Origin of the sequence: Brevibacillus choshinensis, assembly GCF_016811915.1 — a bacterium.
Taxonomy (GTDB): Bacteria; Bacillota; Bacilli; order Brevibacillales; family Brevibacillaceae; genus Brevibacillus; species Brevibacillus choshinensis_A.
On record NZ_CP069127.1, the window covers coordinates 5,496,584 to 5,515,000 of the forward strand.

The 18,417-nt window shown below is 53.4% G+C and carries 14 protein-coding genes, 1 rRNA gene and 1 pseudogene (1 of these 16 running past the window's edge); 1 reads left to right on the forward strand and 15 read right to left on the reverse strand.

All coding sequences use genetic code 11. The features are described 5' to 3' along the window. Nucleotides 1-164: 164 nt before the first annotated feature. The 12 genes and pseudogenes from JNE38_RS27510 to JNE38_RS27565 form a co-directional block, all read right to left on the reverse strand. Entirely contained in the window at nt 165-1,139 is a 975-nt protein-coding gene (locus JNE38_RS27510) for a 3-hydroxyacyl-CoA dehydrogenase family protein (protein ID WP_343071406.1), read from the reverse strand. Beyond that, nucleotides 1,124-1,885: an SDR family NAD(P)-dependent oxidoreductase gene (locus tag JNE38_RS27515; protein ID WP_203354225.1), complete on the reverse strand. Its 762-nt coding sequence runs from the start codon at nt 1,883-1,885 to the stop codon at nt 1,124-1,126. The genes JNE38_RS27510 and JNE38_RS27515 overlap by 16 nt, the downstream gene beginning before the upstream one ends. A 64-nt stretch (nt 1,886-1,949) precedes the next feature. Continuing rightward, the gene (locus tag JNE38_RS27520) at nt 1,950-3,263 is read right to left on the reverse strand and encodes a GntP family permease (RefSeq protein ID WP_203354226.1); all 1,314 of its coding nucleotides are present in this window, start codon (nt 3,261-3,263) and stop codon (nt 1,950-1,952) included. Between the two features lie 116 nt (nt 3,264-3,379). Continuing rightward, nucleotides 3,380-4,657 (reverse strand): histidinol dehydrogenase, encoded by a 1,278-nt coding sequence (gene hisD / locus JNE38_RS27525; RefSeq protein WP_203354227.1) that lies wholly within the window; start codon nt 4,655-4,657, stop codon nt 3,380-3,382. Between the two features lie 155 nt (nt 4,658-4,812). Next, the gene (locus JNE38_RS27530; RefSeq protein ID WP_203354228.1) at nt 4,813-5,814 is read right to left on the reverse strand and encodes a LacI family DNA-binding transcriptional regulator; all 1,002 of its coding nucleotides are present in this window, start codon (nt 5,812-5,814) and stop codon (nt 4,813-4,815) included. 167 nt (nt 5,815-5,981) lie between these two features. Continuing rightward, entirely contained in the window at nt 5,982-7,265 is a 1,284-nt protein-coding gene (gene rhaA, locus JNE38_RS27535) for an L-rhamnose isomerase (protein ID WP_203357773.1), read from the reverse strand. Between the two features lie 111 nt (nt 7,266-7,376). Beyond that, a pseudogene (gene rhaB, locus JNE38_RS27540) lies at nt 7,377-8,747 on the reverse strand (rhamnulokinase); the annotation flags it as partial. A gap of 16 nt (nt 8,748-8,763) precedes the next feature. Further along, nucleotides 8,764-9,078: an L-rhamnose mutarotase gene (rhaM, locus tag JNE38_RS27545; protein ID WP_203354229.1), complete on the reverse strand. Its 315-nt coding sequence runs from the start codon at nt 9,076-9,078 to the stop codon at nt 8,764-8,766. 19 nt (nt 9,079-9,097) lie between these two features. Continuing rightward, a complete protein-coding gene (locus JNE38_RS27550) occupies nt 9,098-11,167 on the reverse strand; it encodes a bifunctional aldolase/short-chain dehydrogenase (RefSeq protein ID WP_203354230.1) in 2,070 nt (689 codons plus the stop codon). A 47-nt stretch (nt 11,168-11,214) separates the two neighbouring features. Then, on the reverse strand, nt 11,215-12,204 hold the full coding sequence (locus tag JNE38_RS27555; protein WP_203354231.1) for an ABC transporter permease: 990 nt from the start codon (nt 12,202-12,204) through the stop codon (nt 11,215-11,217). A gap of 2 nt (nt 12,205-12,206) precedes the next feature. Then, nucleotides 12,207-13,214, reverse strand: a complete 1,008-nt coding sequence (locus JNE38_RS27560) for an ABC transporter permease (RefSeq protein ID WP_238933482.1) — start codon at nt 13,212-13,214, stop codon at nt 12,207-12,209. A gap of 26 nt (nt 13,215-13,240) precedes the next feature. Further along, nucleotides 13,241-14,785, reverse strand: a complete 1,545-nt coding sequence (locus JNE38_RS27565; protein WP_203354233.1) for a sugar ABC transporter ATP-binding protein — start codon at nt 14,783-14,785, stop codon at nt 13,241-13,243. A 291-nt stretch (nt 14,786-15,076) separates the two neighbouring features. Between JNE38_RS27565 and JNE38_RS27570 the strand changes: the two genes are divergently transcribed. Next, complete coding sequence (locus JNE38_RS27570; RefSeq protein WP_203354234.1) at nt 15,077-15,550, forward strand: GNAT family N-acetyltransferase; 474 nt, start codon at nt 15,077-15,079, stop codon at nt 15,548-15,550. Between the two features lie 83 nt (nt 15,551-15,633). On the opposite strand, the gene JNE38_RS27575 is transcribed toward JNE38_RS27570, so the two are convergent. The 3 genes from JNE38_RS27575 to JNE38_RS27585 form a co-directional block, all read right to left on the reverse strand. After that, on the reverse strand, nt 15,634-16,191 hold the full coding sequence (locus JNE38_RS27575; RefSeq protein WP_203354235.1) for a DNA-3-methyladenine glycosylase I: 558 nt from the start codon (nt 16,189-16,191) through the stop codon (nt 15,634-15,636). Nucleotides 16,192-16,396: 205 nt separating this feature from the next. Next, nucleotides 16,397-17,017 carry a flavin reductase family protein gene (locus tag JNE38_RS27580; protein ID WP_203354236.1) on the reverse strand — a complete coding sequence of 207 codons (621 nt, stop codon included), beginning with the start codon at nt 17,015-17,017 and terminating at the stop codon, nt 16,397-16,399. A gap of 317 nt (nt 17,018-17,334) precedes the next feature. Then, nucleotides 17,335-18,417 (reverse strand): 23S ribosomal RNA (locus JNE38_RS27585) (it continues 1,844 nt past the right edge of the window).

Below are 18,417 nucleotides of genomic sequence, written 5' to 3' on the forward strand. Positions count from 1 at the left end.
AGCTAGATATCCACTTATCCACAACTCGCCAGAAGAAACTGTGCATAAAATGTTTGTAACCTACGCACATCTGTGAATAGGCTGTGGACAATACAAGGTTTTTCAGCTCCTCACATAAAAAAAGGATTACAGCATCCTCTCGAATGAGTAATCCTTATAACCTTCTATTTCTCTTCCTTTCCGTCTTCCACCAAATCCTTCTTCAACCACTCAATCAATTCCCGCTCCCGCGCCTCGTTCATCTTCCGCGACTGCTCCGGCGACCAGTCATAAAAGCCTTTCCCGTTCTTCTGTCCGTAATTCCCTGCATCAACGAAACTTCTCATCGCTGACAAGGAGGCCTGTTGCGTCCCGAGATCCGGAAACAGATAGCTGGAGATGGCATCAAACACATCGAGCCCTCCCATATCCGCGGTCATGAATGGGCCGGTGACAGGCAAGCGCCGACCGATGCTGTAGCGAACGGCTTTGTCGATATCTTCAATCGAGGCGGCGCCTTGCTCATAGATGTACTGGGCTTCGCGGAATAGTGCGTATTGCAGTCGGTTCCCCACCGATCCGAGAATGTCCTTCTTCACGAGAATCGGCTTTTTGCCCATGGCATCCAGCAGGGCCATGGCACGATCTACGGCTGCATCTGACGTCCGTTCCCCACGAATGACCTCCACGAGCGGAATGAGATGCCCCGGGTTCCAGAAATGCGTGACCAGTGTCCGCTCGGGATGCTCGATCAAGCCGGCAATGGCGGTCGGGCTCAGTCCCGATGTGTTGCTTGCCAGAATCGTATCCACAGGGCACAATGCCTCCAGCTGCCGAAACATTTGCTGCTTCATTTCCAGCTGCTCCGGGATTCCTTCGATGATAAAGCTTGCTCCCCGGACGCACTCCTGCAAGGAAGTCGTGAACTGAATCCGTGCCTTGATCGCAGCCTGTTCGTCAGAGCGAATGACCTCGTATTCGCGCAGTACCCCAATCTTTTGGGCGACCCCGTCCTTCCCCCGCTGTATGTCCTGCAGGTTCGTTCCCCAGATGGACACCTCAAATCCTGCCATGGCGGCTGACAGAGCAATCGAGTGGCCCATGGTTCCCGCTCCGATGATCGCCAGACTCTCAGGCAATGTCCTCATATCGCGGTCCACCCTCCGTCCACCTTGATCGTTTCCCCCGTAATGAAGTTCGCCATATCGGAGGCGAGGAACAGGACAGCCCCGGTGATATCCGACACCTGCGCCAGCTTTCCGAGCGGAATGCGCCGCAGCACATCCTGATAAAACTCCTGATCCTCGAACATTTTTTTCGTGAGATCCGTCTCGACAAAGGTCGGAGCCACCGCATTGACTTTTACGCCAAACGAGGCCCACTCTACAGCCAGAGCCTTGGTCAGCTGGACTGCCCCTCCTTTGCTTGAGCAGTAGGCAGACCTTTTGATATACCCGACAAAAGCCATCTGCGACACCATATTGATGATGCGCCCTCCGCCGTTTGCCGCCATATGCTTGCCTGCCCGCTGTGCGCAAAAGAACGTCCCTTTCAGATTGGTGTCCAGTACGCGGTCCCAGTCTTCCTCGGTCACTTCAAAAGCGGGCTTGGCGATGTTGATTCCCGCATTGTTGACGAGAATATCCAGACCTCCGAGCGTGCCGAGCGTGTCGTCTACCATCCGGTAAATACTCTGAACATCCTGCATGTCCGCGGTCAAAAAGAACGTATTCGTATGGAACTGCCGCATCTCCCGCGTCGCCGCTTCCAGATCCGCCGAATTGCGACCGGTAATCATGACGTCTGCCCCAAGCCGGGCAAAAGCCAGGGCTGCGTCCTTGCCCAACCCTTTGCTGCCTCCCGTGATGAGGACCTTTTTCCCTTTCAACTCCTGAAAGTATGCCATTCCTGCCTCTCCCCTTTTGGCTAACGATACAATCTGGCGAATTCACTTACCAAGCAGAGCCCTCTTACATGCCGAGCGAGAACAAGACGACAGCGAGGATGACACCAAAAATCGGCACGATTACCGTCATGGCGCCAAATGCCGGGTACGCATCTTTGTGGGTCTCTCCGGCAATTGCGCGAATCGTCGTCACGACATATCCGCCATGCGGCAGCGAATCCAGAGAACCGGAAGAAATGGCAACCACGCGATGCAGCGCTTCCGGATCTACGCCGAGTCCTGTGTAGTGCGGCGCAAGCAATGGCAGTGCGATGGTCTGTCCGCCAGAAGCAGAACCTGTAAGACCGGCGATGATGCATACCGCAACGGCACTCCCGATCAACGGGCTGCCCGGGATGCTCGTCATGAAGTCAACCGCGCTTGCAAACGATGGTGTAGCTTTGGCGACCCCGCCGAACCCGACGACTGCTGCTGTATTCGCAATGGCAATGAGAGCTCCCATGGTACCTTCCGAAACCGCATGCCAAAAATTTTGAAAATAGCGGCGATGCAGCAGGTACGTCGCGATGACCCCGCCGAGCAAAGCGAGAATCAGCGCAGATTGCGCCAACGAATTGTGGAAGATGAACGAGATGACGAGAACGACCAAGAGCGGAATCATGCTGACGATCGGATTGGGCAAATTCTCCCGCACTTCCATGTTGTCAGTATCCCGAGAGACGAAGTGCTCCCCGTTTTGAACCGCTTTCATAATCATGCGTTTTAACCACCAATAGCCGAAAATCATCATGAATACAGCGACGATCAGGCTGACTTCCCAGCCTGCATACGGTGTGGTGTGCAAGTATTCGATGGGAATCCAGTTCTGAATTTCAGGGGAACCGGCAGATGTCATGGTAAAAGTAGTCGAACCGAAGCCAAGTGCTGCCGGAATGAAACGTCGCGGCAGGTTCGCCTCTTTAAACAAGCTGATCGCCATCGGGTAGACGGAGAAGGCTACGACGAACAGGCTCACGCCCCCGTAGGTCAGGACCGCGCAGGCAATGACGATCGCTAGCGCTGCATTTTTCATCCCGATCTTTTCCACGATCCACTTGGACACGCTGTCCGCAGCACCGCTGTCTTCCATCAGCTTTCCGAAGATGGCGCCAATCAGAAACATCAAGTACCAGGAAGTAATAAATCCCGTGAAACCGCTCATGTAGTTGGAGACGAAGTTCGCCTCGCCCTTTGCTGCCAGCTGCGGAAGGAGCGGCAGCCCGTTGAAAACGGCGACGACCAGAGCTGAAAAAGGAGCCACGATCAACAGGTTCATCCCTCTCATCGTGAGGATAATGAGAAGCGCCAAGCCCCCGATCAAACCAATCATGCTAATCATTTAAATCACTTCCCATCTGTTCTATGTCAGAAACCGATTTCATTTCGTGCCAGGAAAAGTAGGAGCCGGCCCCAAGGAGCGGGCTCCGTTTCTCTTCCATCGTCAGTTACTCTTGCTTACTTCTTTCCGTAGCGACGAACACGGAGCAGCGCTTGCTCGGCATGTCCTGCAAAATTCTCCAGCTGGCACAGGCGAGCGGCGTATTCCCCGATGTAGGCGCTCGCTTCTTCGCTCACTTTTTGATACGTAACGGTCTTCAGGAATTTGCCTACCCACAGTCCCCCGGTATAACGAGCCGCACCTTTCGTAGGCAGCGTATGGTTGGTCCCGATCACTTTATCGCCGTATGCGACGTTGGTTTCTGGGCCGAGGAAGAGGCAGCCGTAGTTGGTCATGTTGTTCAGGAAGAAATCAGGGTCTTTCGTCAAAATCTCTACGTGCTCAAATGCCAGGCGGTTGGCTTCGACCAATGCTTCCTGCTCATCCTCTACCAGAATGATCACGCCGTAGTCGCGCCAGGAAACACGCGCCACATCCGCTGTCGGCAGTACTTCCAACTGGCGTTCGATTTCTTTGATGGTTTCATGAGCCAGCTCCTCGGAGGTCGTGATCAGCGCTCCCGGAGAAGTCGGGCCGTGCTCCCCTTGACCGAGAATATCGGTTGCGATCATTTCCGCATCGGCGGTCTCATCCGCAACTACGAGAGTCTCCGTAGGTCCCGCAAACAGGTCGATGCCGACGCGTCCGTACAGCTGGCGCTTTGCCTCTGCTACAAAAGCGTTTCCTGGTCCGACGAGCATATCTACCGCCTGGATGGTTTCCGTCCCGACCGCCATGGCTGCCATCGCCTGAATGCCGCCGAGAATGTAGATTTCATCCGCACCTGCCATATGCATCGCTGCGACAGTGGCAGCGGGGATTTCTCCGTTGATCGGAGGCGTGCAAGCGATGACGCGTTTGACCCCTGCCACCTTTGCCGTCAAGACACTCATGTGCGCAGAAGCCACCATCGGATAGCGCCCCCCCGGAATGTAGCAGCCCACGCTGTCCACCGGGATGTTTTTGTGACCCAGAATCACGCCCGGCAGCGTTTCCACCTCGATGTCCAGCATGGATTTGCGCTGCTCCTCCGCAAAGCGTTTCACATTGCTCTGTGCGAACTTGATATCCTCAATGGTCTGCTCTGGCACACCGCTGATGATTTCCGCGATCTGCTCCTCCGTCAGGCGAAACTGCTCCGGGCTCCACTTATCAAACTTTGCGGACAGCTGCCGAACGGCTGCATCGCCTTCCTGCTCGATTTGTTGGATAGTTTGGCGGACCGTTTCCGCTACTTGCGCGTCATTTTGCGCGATCTCATCTTTTGCTTTTCCTTGTTTCAAGTATCTTGCCATGTTCATGACCTCCTGCTTTTGCATACGTATGCATTTTTCAGAAATTATTTTCTCACCCCCGTTGCATACGTATGCAAAAAAGAGTGAGAAAAAAATCAGACTGTTTGTAATCTATGTTCAAATAGTAATGAGTAACGCTTACATTTGTCAATCGCTTAAATTTTTTTCTTTGTGGTCCGACGCTCGATCAATTGACCGGAAACCAGCTTTGACGCGGGTTCGACGCTCCCCATTTTCATATCATTCAGCAGCGTATCGATGGTCAATTCAATCATTTCGTCTACGGGCTGTTCCCACGTCGTCAGCTCATGAGATGGCCAAGAAGTCATCTTGATATTATCAAAACCGACGATCGCGATGTCATCGGGGACCGAAAGCCCCTTCGCTTTTACCGCATCGAGCGCTCCCAACGCCGTAATATCATTCGCCCCAAAAATCGCATCCGGCCGCACCTCTCGCGCAAGCATGCGCAAAGTCGCCTCATACGCTTTTTCATACGTGAAGTCGCCCTTTTCAATGATCGGAGCCATCCCTACCCCCTGCAGAAAATCGCAAAAGCCGCGCTGCCGATCCTGACTTGTGGAGGTATTCTCCCGTCCCGTAATAAATGCCATGTTTTGATAGCCTTGCTCGTGCAAATACCGGGCAATCTGTTGGGCAGCCGCGTAGTTGTCACAGCTGACCGAATAGCAAGGGATGTCTTTGCTGTAGCGGTTGAACAGGATGACAGGGATGTTGTTTTCATGCAGCTGAGACACGACCTTTGATGACAAGTAAGCATCCGTCACGATCACGCCCTCCACGCTGTACTCCAGGAATTGGGTGATTTCCTCTTGCTGGATCTCGTCGTTTTCCGTATACACAAACAGGACATGATAGCCCCTGTCACGTAGCCCCTTCGTAAATTTCCCCAACACTTCATGGTAGAACGGATTTTCTATATCCCGCATGGCCAGACCGACGATGTTGGTCTTATTCATGATCAGTCCGCGAGCGAGTGCATTCGGACGATAGCCCAGCTCCCTGGCGACCTCCAGCACCTTTCTCTTGGTTTTTTCGGATACGTTTGACCCTGGGGTAAATACTCGCGAGACGGTAGATTGGGAGACTTTGGCCAATCTCGCAACTTCCATCGCGTTTACCGATTTTTTCTTCACAAAGCTTCCCTCCGCGTACAGCCTGTCCAAAGTAGTGTGTGAGTCTTTATTTTAGCATGATTCCTTGGCTTTTCTGCTAGAAAACTTGGCTGCGCAAAGCTTTTTCCGGGAGCCTTCGTAAAAAAACAGCACGATCTCACTGACCGTGCTGCTTGCTGGAGTCTCTGTTAAGACGGGAGCGCCGCTTTCCACTGCCCGCGCAGGGAGAGGACCGATTGCTCGTACTGCTTCACTTCTGCCAGCCATTCCTCTCGCACCGGTACATTGTGGCGAGCGCAGAACATATCCCATACGGCCCCGAACGGATATGATTTGAATTCTTCCATCAGCGCGAGTCGGGTGGTGTAGTCTCCCTCTAGCTCTACCTGGCGCAGATAGTCTGTCGGCTCCAGCATCGCCCGGAGCAGAGCCTTTTGCGTATTGCGCATGCCGATCACCCATGCCGCGATGCGATTGATGCTGCCGTCGAAAAAGTCCAGACCGATGTGGGTCATCCCTAGCAGGTCGTGACGAACCAGCTCGCGTGCGGTATCCAGCAGCTCGTCGTCCATGATGACCACGTGATCGCTGTCCCAGCGCACCGGACGGCTGACGTGCAAGAGAATGCCTTTGGAAAACAGAGCTAGAGAGGAGAGCTTGCCCGAGATGGTTTCCGTCGGATGGAAATGCCCTGCATCCAGGCAGATGATCTTTCCGTTAGCAACCCCATAGCCCATGTAAAATTCGTGGGAGCCGACGACGTAGCTCTCCGAACCGATCCCAAATACCTTGCTTTCCACCGCATCCAGATTGTGCGCCGGGTTCAGCTCTTCCCGGAATACTTCGTCGAGCGAGTCCTTCAGACGCTGGCGTGGCGCGAGTCGGTCCACCGGAGTGTCCTTGAAGCCGTCCGGAATCCAGACGTTCGTGACGCACGTCTGCCCCAGCTGCTCGCCAAAATAAGCTCCGATCTTGCGGGATGCCTTGCAGTGATCGATCCAAAACCGGCGAATGGCGGGATCCGGGTGACTGAGCGTGAAGCCGTCCTCCGATTTTTCATGAGAGAAGCAGGTCGGATTGAAGTCCAGACCCAGCCCTTGCTCCTTGGCCCAGCTGACCCACCTTTCAAAATGCTTCGGTTCCAGCCGATCGATTTCCACCTTCTCCTCGGTATCCGCATATATGGCGTGCAGATTGACTTTGTGCTTGCCAGGAATGAGCGAAAAAGCCTTCTCCAGATCCTGCCGAAGCTCATCTGGCGTGCGTGCCGCGCCCGGATAATTCCCCGTGACGGCGATCCCCCCTGTCAGCTCCTGATCGCGATTTAGGAACCCTCGGACATCATCCCCTTGCCAGCAATGCATCGACACTTTCATCTTCGCCAGCTTTTCCAGGACGGCCTCAACATCGATCCCATGCTTTGCGTACAGCTTTTTCGCCTCTTGATAGCTCGCATCTACTCCTGCATTCATCGTGGCCACTCCTTTCTTTTTGCCTGTTGTCACACGCCTGAACTCCTCGATCAATTCCGTTCGGTCCCCCAGCTCCAGCGGTTCGTAGGGAACGCTGGCAAACGTCTTCCGGATGAGAGCTCTCGCCTCGTGAATGTCGCTCACCGCACCCTTCGCGATCATTTGCACAGCCAGATTCCCCAGAGCCGTCGATTCGACGGGCCCCGCCGTAACCTTTTTCCCCGAAACGGTAGCCGTCAGCTGGCAGAGAAGCTCGTTGCTGGAGCCGCCGCCTACGATGTGAATCACCTCGATGGCACGTCCCGTGATCGCTTCCAATTCCTCGACGCACAAGGCGTACAGAATCGCCAGATTGTCGTAGATGCAGCGGGCAATTTCCCCTGGAGTCTGCGGTACGAGCTGTCCGGTTTCCCGGCAGTAGCTCTGGATTTCACGCACCATGCTCCGCGGATTCAGAAAGCGAACGTCCGTAAAATCGAGAAAGGTCGTGAAAGCAGGCTCCTCTTTGGCCAGCTCTACAAATTCTGCGTAAGTGATGGCCCCCTCGTAATGGCGATGCACCTCCTGGATGAGCCACATCCCCATGATGTTCTTCAAAAAGCGATAGGTCCCGAAAGCCCCCCACTCGTTGGTGAAATTGCGCGCTCGTGCCTCTTCATGGTAGATCGGAGCATCCAGCTCCACTCCCATCAGAGACCAGGTCCCGCTGCTCAAAAAGGCAAACGACTGATGGGGCTTGGCTGGGACTCCTAGCACAGCAGACGCGGTATCGTGAGTAGCGACGCAAATCACTTCGCAGTCGGGCAAATCATGCACCTCGCGCAATGCCTGACGAATCGGTCCGAGCGACACCCCCGGCTGGACCAGCTCCGCAAATTGGGAGCGATCCAGACCCAGCAGCTTCAGCAAATCGGTATCGTAGTCACGCGTCTGCAAATGGAGCAGCTGCGTCGTCGAGGCGTTCGTCACTTCGTTGAATCGCTTTCCCGTTAGCAGGAAGTGCAGATAATCAGGCACCAGCAGGATTTGCCCCGCTCGCTTCAGCTGCCCGGGATCATGCACGGCAAGCTGGAACAATGTGTTAAAGGGCTGAAACTGGATGCCCGTCTTTTCATAGATCTCGTCGGCGGACAGCTGTCTCGTCACTTTTTCGACCGCATGCTTCGTCCGTTCGTCGCGATAGGCATACACCTCGTGCAGTCTTTGCCCTTCTCCATCGATCAGCGCGTAATCAACTGCCCATGTATCAATGCCCAACGTGCAAGCAGTAATGCCAAGCTCCTTTGCCTTTTGCAAGCCCGCGATCACTTCTCGGAACAAGTAGTCGATGTCCCAGTAGCAGTGTCCGTCCTTTTCGCTGAAGCCATTTTTGAAACGATGGATCTCTTGCAGTTCGATGCGCCCGTCTTGGATCGTACCCCGGACCAACCGGCCGCTCGAAGCCCCAATATCTACGGCAATATGGTTTCCCACGCCATGCACCTCTTTCTCACAGCGTCTATTTCAAATAAAAGACTTCTTTCAGCTCGAGAGACACAGGACTATGATCTTCATTCGTTTCCATGACGTCCTTCATATACGCCCACCACTTCTGGCAGATTTCCGTCTCCGCCGTCTTGCTCCAGCGTTCCTCGTCCTCGATGACCAGGTAGGCAAACAGGCGATTGCTCGTCGGATCCAGAAAAATCGAGTAGTCATGCGCCCCGTACTCTTTCAGCATCTCTACCATTTCCGGCCAGATCTCGTCATGACGCCGCTGGTACTCCTCGTGGCAATCTCCGAATACATGCATGACAAACGCTTTTCGAATCATCCTCGGTCCTCCTTTGGCTTTATCTCGTAAATGCGGCTGGCACTCCGCCATCGATCGTCAGCATGCAGCCCGTCGTTTTCTCCGATTTGGAAGAAGCAAAGAAGAGAATGCCTTCCGCAATATCTCTCGGATAAATGTTGACGAGCAAGGTGGTGCGCTTGCGGTAGTAGTCTTCCAGCTGATCAGGCTCGATCCCGTACGCAGCGGCACGCTCATTGCGCCAGCTCGAATTCCAGATCGCCGACCCTTGGAGGATGGCATCGGGCAGGATGGTGTTCACGCGAATGCCGTACTCGCCCCCCTCTGCGGCGATGCAGCGCGCCAAATGGACCTCCAGCGCTTTTGCCGAGCTGTACGCCGTTACGTTTTTCCCTGCGTAGACGGAGTTTTTCGAACCGACGAATACCATGTTCCCGCCGATCCCCTGTCCTTTCATCTGCTTGAATGCCTCACGCGCGACGAGGAAGTACCCGGTGCCGAGCACCGCGATGTTCAAATTCCATTCCTTCAATGTCGTTTCGTCAAATGGGCTGGAGGTTGCGAGCCCCGCGTTGTTTACGACCGTATCCACCCCGCCGTAGGCAAGCGCAGCTTCCGCCAAGGCAGCCTGAACCTCCTCTTCGCGGGTCACATCCATTTTTACGGCGATCGCTCGTCCTTCTCCGTAACGCTCATTAATTTCCTGCGCGACTTTCTTCGCCCCTTCGAGATTCAAGTCCGCCAGCACCACATGGGCACCTTCTGCGACAAAGCGGCGGCAGGTCTCACTGCCGATTCCTCCTGCTCCACCAGTGACGAATACCACCTTGCGGGAGAACTCCGCTTCTGCAGGAGCCAAAGACAATTTGTAGAGCTCCAGCGGCCAATACTCTACGTTGTACGATTCGTTCTCGCTCAAGGAGACAAAGCGGCCAAGTGCCGTCGCACCGCGCATGACGGCGATCGCCCGATGGTAAAGAGCTCCGCTGACCTGTGCATTCGACCAGCTTTTTCCGGTGTTGACCATCCCTACACCGGGAATCAAAATGACGCGCGGTGCCGCTTCGGACATTTGGTCTCCTTCGTTTTTGTTTCGTTCAAAATAGCGCGTGTATTCTTCCTTGAAGCGAGCGATACCCGCGATCAGACCTTGCTTTAGTGCTTCCACGTCCCGAGTCGCCGGATCCCACTCCACATACAGCGGGACCATCTTCGTATGCACCAGATGATCCGGGCATGCCGCTCCGACCTGTGAAAGCTCGCGAGCGTCCCGGCTGTTTACGAACTGGAGCACTTTTTCCCCATCATCGTAGGTGAGGAGCATTCGCTTGGCGTCACTGACTGCTCCGCGAATGACAGGCATGACCTGCGCCAGAATGTGCCTGCGCACTTCCTCAGGAATGCTTTCGTAGCGCTGCCCGCCAAATACAGCCTCTTCCTGTACCTTGGACTCGATGTAGGCTTCAGCTTCCTGAATGATCGCGATCGTTTTGGCGTAGCAAGCCTCGGACGTCTCTCCCCAGGTGACCAGCCCGTGCTTTTCCATCAGCACCAGCTCTGCCTGCGGATTTTCCTGCACTCCCATGGCGATCATCTTGGACAAAGTAAAGCCAGGGCGCACATACGGCACCCAGACAAAACGGTCTCCAAAGATCTCCCGTGCTATCTCTTTGCCGTTGTCCGCGCAGCAAATGCTGATGATCGCGTCTGGATGGGTATGATCGACATGCGGAAACGGAAGAAACGCATGCAAGAGCGTCTCGATGGATGCGCGCGGATGCTTGCTGTCGATCATGCAGTGTGCCAGGTAAGCGACCATTTCCTCGTCCGACATCTCCTCGCGCTCCAGCAAAGGCAGAATATCCTCGAGCCGCAGCCCTGTAAAATTTCCTGCTTTCATTGTCGCGAGATCAGACCCGCTGCCCTTCACCCACATGACATCGATCTGTCTGCCGCGAAAATCGGTTACTTTTGTTTTCGCAGAGGTATTGCCCCCTCCCCAGTTGCACACCCGGCGATCTTCTCCGATCAGGTTCGAACGATAGACCAGCTCTTCCAGCCCGTTTTGACATTTTTCCGCATGCTCACGATTCCATAAGCTCTGTATCATCTCGTACCTCCACGTTTGTCTGATTGTTGGACTGCCCTACTTCAAAATCAGATTTTGACCCACTTACGCAAATGACTCTTGAGATTGGGGACCATGACGGCCACGATCAGCAACAGTCCGATGATGACGAGCAGCATTTGTGCCGGGACGTTTACGAGCCCCAATCCGTACCGCAAGAAACCAATCAGGAAGATGGCGAGAATCGCCCCAATCATCCTCCCTTTGCCACCTGACGTGCTGATGCCGCCGAGTACAACCATGGCAATAACGTCCAGCTCATAGCCGGTCGCAATATTCGGGCGGGTGCTGCCCATCCGCGAAGTGAGGAATAATGCCGTAATGGCAGACATGAATCCGGCCAGCGTGAAGACGAGAATCTTGATTTTATCGACCTGAATTCCGGAAAATTGACTGGCCGTCAGATTGCTTCCCATCGCATAGACGCGACGTCCAAATGTGGTTTTATGCAGCAAAAGTCCAAAAATTACAGCAAAAACCGCAAAAACAATCAGGATAAACGGAACCGTTCCCACATAACCCCACCCGAGAAACTTGAACCATTCCGGAAATTTACCTGCTGCTTGGTCTTCGAGCAGGATGTACGCGATCCCGCGATAAATGATCATCGTCGCCAAAGTCACGATGACCGCTGACAGCTCCTTGAACCGGGTAATCAAGAGCCCGTTGATGTAGCCGCATAAAGTACCCACCAGCAGGCAGATCACGACTGCGAGCTCCATCGGAACGCCCATCGTATACAGGTCAGCCATGACGACAGAGGACAGCGCTACGATCGAAGCGACAGAAATATCGATGTCGCCGAGGATGATGATGAACACCATCGGCAGGACGATAAACGCCTTGTCGAGGAAGGTCATCGTCGCGTCTCGCAGGCTGTCAGCATTCAGATAGTACGGGGACAGATTGGCGTTGATCACATTGACCAGAATGAAAATGAGGACGAGCATCCATTCCCACTGCAGAAAAAATGTTTTCCACGAAAACTCCTTGCGATAGGTGATCACTCTCTTTTCCATCGCTACATTCTCCTCCTCATCAGATTGTTGTGATCGACGCCTCGCTTTACCAACGCATTGATGACGACAGCGATGAGGATGATGGAGCCTTGGATGCCCATTTGCCAAAACGGAGAAACGTTGATCAGCGGCAGGGCGTTGTTCAAGATCCCCAGCAGGATCGACCCGAGAATAATGCCGGAGATTTTGCCGGAGCCCCCAGCAATGCTGACGCCTCCCAGCACACACGCCGCGATGACGCTGAGCTCATAGCCTGATGCCGTGTCGCCTTGCGCTGATGCGAATTTGGAGACCCACAGGACGCCGGCCAATCCAGACAGGCCGCCCATGATCGTGTAGACTAGCCAGAGGATTTTGTCGTTGTTGATCCCGCTGATTTTCGCTGACTCCGGGTTGCTGCCCACTGCGTAGATCTGCCTGCCCGTCCTGGTGTATGTAATGAAGTAGTAAAAAGCGAGGTAAATGAAGATCGCAATCGCAATCAGGGTGTTGAGTCCAAGTACGGAGCCGGTCGCGATCGCTTTAAACGAATCCGGCATCTGATGGGCACTGACCCACTTCCCGCCGCTGACCATAAATGTCATCCCGCGAAACGCGTTCATCATCCCGAGGGTAGCGATGATGGGGAGAATGCCGGCCTTGGAAATCAGCAGGCCGATGATCATCCCGCTGACGACGCCCACTGCCGTACCGAGCAGGATTGCGAGCAGCGGATGCGTGTCCGGATACGCGCTCACCGTCATTGCAGAGATCATCCCCGACAAAGCTAGAGTCGCACCGATCGAAAGGTCAATCCCCCTCGTCACGATGACCAGCATCATCCCCACCGCCAAAATGCTCAGAATGGCCGTATTCGTGACCATGTCATTGATATTTTCCAGCGTCAAAAAGCTGGGGTTGCGCAGCTGTACGCCCACGCACAGCAGCAATATGAATACGAGCAAGCCCAGCTCGCGAAACTTGGCGATGCTGGCTCCCGCAGAAGTCTTTTGCAGTGAATATTCTGGCACTTCTTTCACCACCTTTTCCTTGTCCATTACGAGCTGAGCGTCTCTGCTGCGCCGCCAAATGCCGGCGTCGCCTCCGGAATGCTGTTCACCATCGCCGCCTCCAGTATGGCCTCTTGTGTCACCGTCGCCCCATCCAGCTGGGCCGTCACCCTGCCCTCTCTCATGACAACCACCCGATCACTCATACCGATCACCTCGGGCATTTCAGACGAAATCATAATGACGCCATACCCCTGCGCGGCGAGATCGCTGATGATCTCATAGATGGCGGATTTCGCCCCGACGTCCACGCCTTTTGTAGGCTCATCCAGAATGATGACATCCAGATCGGCGGTCAAAAGCTTGGCGACGACGACCTTTTGCTGATTCCCGCCGGATAAGGAGCTGGCGAGGTCAAAGATGCTGCGTGCCTTCACTTGGACTTTTTCCGCGAGCGCCAGCGCCAGCTCGGCCTCTTTCTTCTCCTGGATCCAGCCCCTCTTGGACAGCTGGCCGAGCGCGGACAGCGTGATGTTTCGCTCGATCCCCCACTCCAGCACGAGGCCCTGCTTTTGCCTGTCTTCGGGCAGGTACCCGATCCCCAGCTCCATCGCCTGCAACGGATTTTTGACTCTGATGGGACTGCCTTTGAGGAACACCTGGCCCGAATCGTACGAGGTAATTCCGAAAATGGCTTGGCACACCTCTGTCCTTCCCGCTCCGACCAGGCCTGTCAGCCCGATAATCTCACCCCGGCGTACGGAAAAAGAAACGTCTGCAAAAAAACCTGTTTTCCCGAGACCTTCTACGCGCAGCAGCTCTTCACCGACTTTGGCTACCTTTTGCGGGAACAGCTGCGTGATTTCCCTTCCGACCATAGCTACGATCAGGTCCTCGTTTGAGATGTCGGAAATGCCCCAGGAGCCAATGTATTTGGCATCCCGGAAGACCGTCACTTTGCTGGCGAGTCGATACATGTCCTCAAAACGGTGGGAAATAAAGATGATGGATGCTCCATTGTCGCGCAGCTTTTCCGCAATCTTATACAGCTCTTCACTCTCGCGCGCCGTGAGCGCTGCCGTAGGCTCATCCATGATGATGATGCGCGCTTCCATTGAAAGCGCTTTCGCAATTTCGACGATTTGTTGCTGGGCGACGCTGAGCGACCCCATCTTGGTTCTTGGATCAAAGCCTGCTCCCAGCTCCTGCAAGAGCCGCTTGGCCTCCGCATGCATGTCTCCCCACAGGATCCGCTTGGTTCGCTTCGTGATTTTCTCATGCCCCATGAAGATGTTTTCCGTGACACTTAGGTCAGGAAAGCAGGTTACATGCTGATAAATGGCTGCAATCCCCAATTTTTGAGCGTCCTTTGGATTTTTGATTTCCGTTTTCTGCCCGTTTACAAAGATTTCACCCTCGTCAGGAAGATGGACACCCGTAATGATCTTGATAAAGGTGGATTTGCCCGCACCGTTTTCTCCCATGAGGGCATGGATTTCTCCCGGGCGAAGCTGAAAGTGCACCTGATCCAACGCCTTTACGCCTGGAAACGTTTTCGTAATTCCTCTCAATTCAAGAACGTAATCTGCCATGAACGTCCTCCTATTCCAGTTGGAAACGTACCCTCGCTCTTTTTGTTTGCACCTGTTTGTTTTTATATGTTTGATTATACAGCTTTGACTTTTGTTTGCATATGATTAATTCTGTATTTTTTTATTATTCTTTGTTTTATCCGGGTTGGTAGGAGTACTTGCTTTTGATCATCCATCCCAATTGCACTGCTTCCCACAAAAACTGAAGAAAACAATCCTTCTCGCAGGCAATCACATGTATAATTTGGATGACAAACAGCATTTGAACAGCTCTACTTCGGGAGGGATTTCATGCTTCACATACGGAATATCCAAGAGCAGGATTATGCCAGCATCATTTCCGTCATCAATGATTGGTGGGGCGGGCGGCAGATGGCTGATATGCTGCCCAAGCTCTTTTTCGTTCATTTCCAGCCTACCAGCTTTATCGCCGAAGAGAATGGAGAGCGTGTCGCTTTCCTCGTAGGATTCTTGTCCCAGACGTTCCCAGGGGAAGCATACATTCACTTTGTTGGCGTGCATCCGGACAAACGAAAGGATGGAGTTGGGCGCCTGCTGTATCACCACTTCTTTGACGCAGTCAAGCAGCGAGGCTGCCATACCGTGCGCTGCATTACCTCTCCTGTCAATAAAACCTCCATCGCATTCCACACCAAGCTTGGTTTTGCCATTGAACAAGGCGATAAATTAGTCGACGGAGTCTCTGTCGCATCCAACTACGATGGAAGAGGCAACGATCGGGTTGTTTTTATGAAGGCGATTTAGGGCCTATGGCTAGAAAAAAGCCGACTCCCCCGAGTCGGCTTTTCCGCATTCCTCCATATGATGTCCAATGGATTTTTTCGAGACTACTTTTTCCTGTAGCACTCACAAGTCGTGATATGATCATTGACCATTCCAACCGCCTGCATAAAGGCGTAGCAGATGGTAGAGCCCACAAATGTGAATCCTCTCTTCTTCAGATCCTTGCTCAGCTTGTCGCTTATCTCGGTAGTAGCCGGCACTTGTGACATGGAAGTGAAGTCATTCTGAATGGGCTTGCCACCGACAAATGACCAAATATAATCACGGAATGATCCAAATTCCTCGACCACGCGAAAATAGGCTTTGGCATTGGTAACAACAGCTCTGACTTTTAATCGGTTCCGAACGATACCCTCATTGTTCAGCAGTTCCTCGATTTTGCTTTCATCGTAGTGGATGATTTTCTCAGGATCAAAGTTATCAAAGGCTTTCCGATAGTTCTCGCGCTTTTTCAGGATCGTATACCAGCTTAGTCCCGCCTGCGCGCCCTCCAGATTGAGATACTCAAACAGGAGACGGTCGTCATACACCGGCACTCCCCACTCGTGATCGTGGTAGTCGATATATAAAGGATCTTCATTCACCCAACCACATCGATTCATTGAAATCATTCCTCCTCATCAACAGCGAACGTATATTCTTATTGTTAGGATAATCAAAGTTAGCGCCTTCTGCAAGTTTTCATGAGAAAAAGAAAAGAGCCCGCCATGACCGAGTTGCTTTGTCATCACAGGCGCTTGAGTTTTGATTCATGGCTATCTTGGATGGGCCGATTTCGAAGATTCCCAATTTGGCATTCTATTTGGGCTACCGTTTCACGGGCCCAAACACGGGTGCTAATCTCGAATGGGAAAGCTGCTCGCCAAAGCCGAAGTACTCGCAAAAGCTCATCATGAGCGGCTTCCATTTTGCTGGATCGATATAATTGGGATGACCCTCCATCAGAAGATCTGACTGAATGTGCACCTTTTCGATGTGCACCTCCATCGCGACCAAAGTACTCGGCTCCTCCATTGGATGCACAGCTATCAATTTCGCTTCCAGTTGAACGGGGCATTCTTTGACTCTAGGCGCACGGACAAGCAGGGACGGCAGCTGCGTAAGCTCAGCGATACCAAATTTATCGCCCTCGTATCGATATCCCTGTGCTGCTTTCGTCTCAGGCACTGGATTCCTTCCGGTTAACAAAGTGAGTCGCTCGATCGCAGGCATCATATCCACAGATGGGAGATTGAGAACGCATTCTTTTTCCCTTACGATATTTTGAACGGTCTGTGCTCTGCTGCTCATCCCGAGCATGCATGATTGATTGAGCCACCAAGCAGAAGACATTGGTGCCAAATTTGCTGTACCGTCTTCATTCCTCGTACTGATCAACACGAGGCAGCTTCCAAAGTACATAATCTTGGGTTCAATTACCTTATGCATGATCTCCCCACATCTCCTCTGTTATCGAATGTTCCCTTACTGTATCACAGAGTTTTTAAGGGATATACGAATCTGGAATGTAACAGCAAGATCGCAAACATGAGAAGATTGGATCAACCAATCGAAAAAGGATCGAGCCACTTTATGCCCGATCCGTGATATTCTTGCGTTTACATTTGCTGCGTATAGCGAGGCTTTCGCTTCTTTTTTTTTACTCTTCCCCCAATCCGACAAAAGAAAAAGGCCAGATGATCGCCATCACCTGACCTTGCTATCTCGTGCCTTCAAAACTGGATCTGCATGTTTGCTAAGAGTGTGTGGATAAGTCCTCGACCGATTAGTATTCGTCAGCTCCACGTGTTACCACGCTTCCACACCGAACCTATCAACCTCATCGTCTATGAGGGGTCTTACCAGCTTGCGCTGTGGGAAGTCTCATCTTGGAGGGGGCTTCACGCTTAGATGCTTTCAGCGCTTATCCCGTCCGCACATAGCTACCCAGCTGTGCCACTGGCGTGACAACTGGTGCACCAGCGGTGCGTCCATCCCGGTCCTCTCGTACTAAGGACAGCTCTCCTCAAACTTCCTACGCCCGCGACAGATAGGGACCGAACTGTCTCACGACGTTCTGAACCCAGCTCGCGTACCGCTTTAATGGGCGAACAGCCCAACCCTTGGGACCTACTTCAGCCCCAGGATGCGATGAGCCGACATCGAGGTGCCAAACCTCCCCGTCGATGTGGACTCTTGGGGAGATAAGCCTGTTATCCCCAGGGTAGCTTTTATCCGTTGAGCGATGGCCCTTCCATGCGGAACCACCGGATCACTAAGCCCGACTTTCGTCCCTGCTCGACTTGTAGGTCTCGCAGTCAAGCTCCCTTCTGCCTTTACACTCTACGAATGATTTCCGACCATTCTGAGGGAACCTTTGGGCGCCTCCGTTACCTTTTGGGAGGCGACCGCCCCAGTCAAACTGCCCACCTGGCATGGTCCTCTCGCCCGATAAGGGCGACGAGTTAGAAACTCCGTACATCAAGGGTGGTATCCCACCGACAGCTCCACAGAGGCTGGCGCCCCTGCTTCTCAGCTTCCCACCTATCCTGTACATGATGCACAAAGTTCCAATACCAGGCTACAGTAAAGCTCCATGGGGTCTTTCCGTCTTGTCGCGGGTAACCTGCATCTTCACAGGTATTATGATTTCACCGGGTCTCTTGCCGAGACAGCGCCCAAGTCGTTACGCCTTTCGTGCGGGTCGGAACTTACCCGACAAGGAATTTCGCTACCTTAGGACCGTTATAGTTACGGCCGCCGTTTACTGGGGCTTCGGTTCAAAGCTTCGCTTGCGCTAACCCATCCCCTTAACCTTCCAGCACCGGGCAGGCGTCAGCCCCTATACT

What these genes read in the sequence shown, in the direction of transcription:
- JNE38_RS27565 (WP_203354233.1), bottom strand. Translation starts at nt 14,785, where the DNA reads ATGGCAGATTACGTTCTTGAATTGAGAGGAATTACGAAAACGTTTCCA.
- JNE38_RS27550 (WP_203354230.1), bottom strand. Translation starts at nt 11,167, where the DNA reads ATGATACAGAGCTTATGGAATCGTGAGCATGCGGAAAAATGTCAAAAC.
- JNE38_RS27515 (WP_203354225.1), bottom strand. Translation starts at nt 1,885, where the DNA reads ATGGCATACTTTCAGGAGTTGAAAGGGAAAAAGGTCCTCATCACGGGA.
- rhaM (WP_203354229.1), bottom strand. Translation starts at nt 9,078, where the DNA reads ATGATTCGAAAAGCGTTTGTCATGCATGTATTCGGAGATTGCCACGAG.
- rhaA (WP_203357773.1), bottom strand. Translation starts at nt 7,265, where the DNA reads ATGAATGCAGGAGTAGATGCGAGCTATCAAGAGGCGAAAAAGCTGTAC.
- hisD (WP_203354227.1), bottom strand. Translation starts at nt 4,657, where the DNA reads ATGGCAAGATACTTGAAACAAGGAAAAGCAAAAGATGAGATCGCGCAA.
- JNE38_RS27570 (WP_203354234.1), top strand. Translation starts at nt 15,077, where the DNA reads ATGCTTCACATACGGAATATCCAAGAGCAGGATTATGCCAGCATCATT.
- JNE38_RS27555 (WP_203354231.1), bottom strand. Translation starts at nt 12,204, where the DNA reads ATGGAAAAGAGAGTGATCACCTATCGCAAGGAGTTTTCGTGGAAAACA.
- JNE38_RS27575 (WP_203354235.1), bottom strand. Translation starts at nt 16,191, where the DNA reads ATGAATCGATGTGGTTGGGTGAATGAAGATCCTTTATATATCGACTAC.
- JNE38_RS27580 (WP_203354236.1), bottom strand. Translation starts at nt 17,017, where the DNA reads ATGCATAAGGTAATTGAACCCAAGATTATGTACTTTGGAAGCTGCCTC.
- JNE38_RS27520 (WP_203354226.1), bottom strand. Translation starts at nt 3,263, where the DNA reads ATGATTAGCATGATTGGTTTGATCGGGGGCTTGGCGCTTCTCATTATC.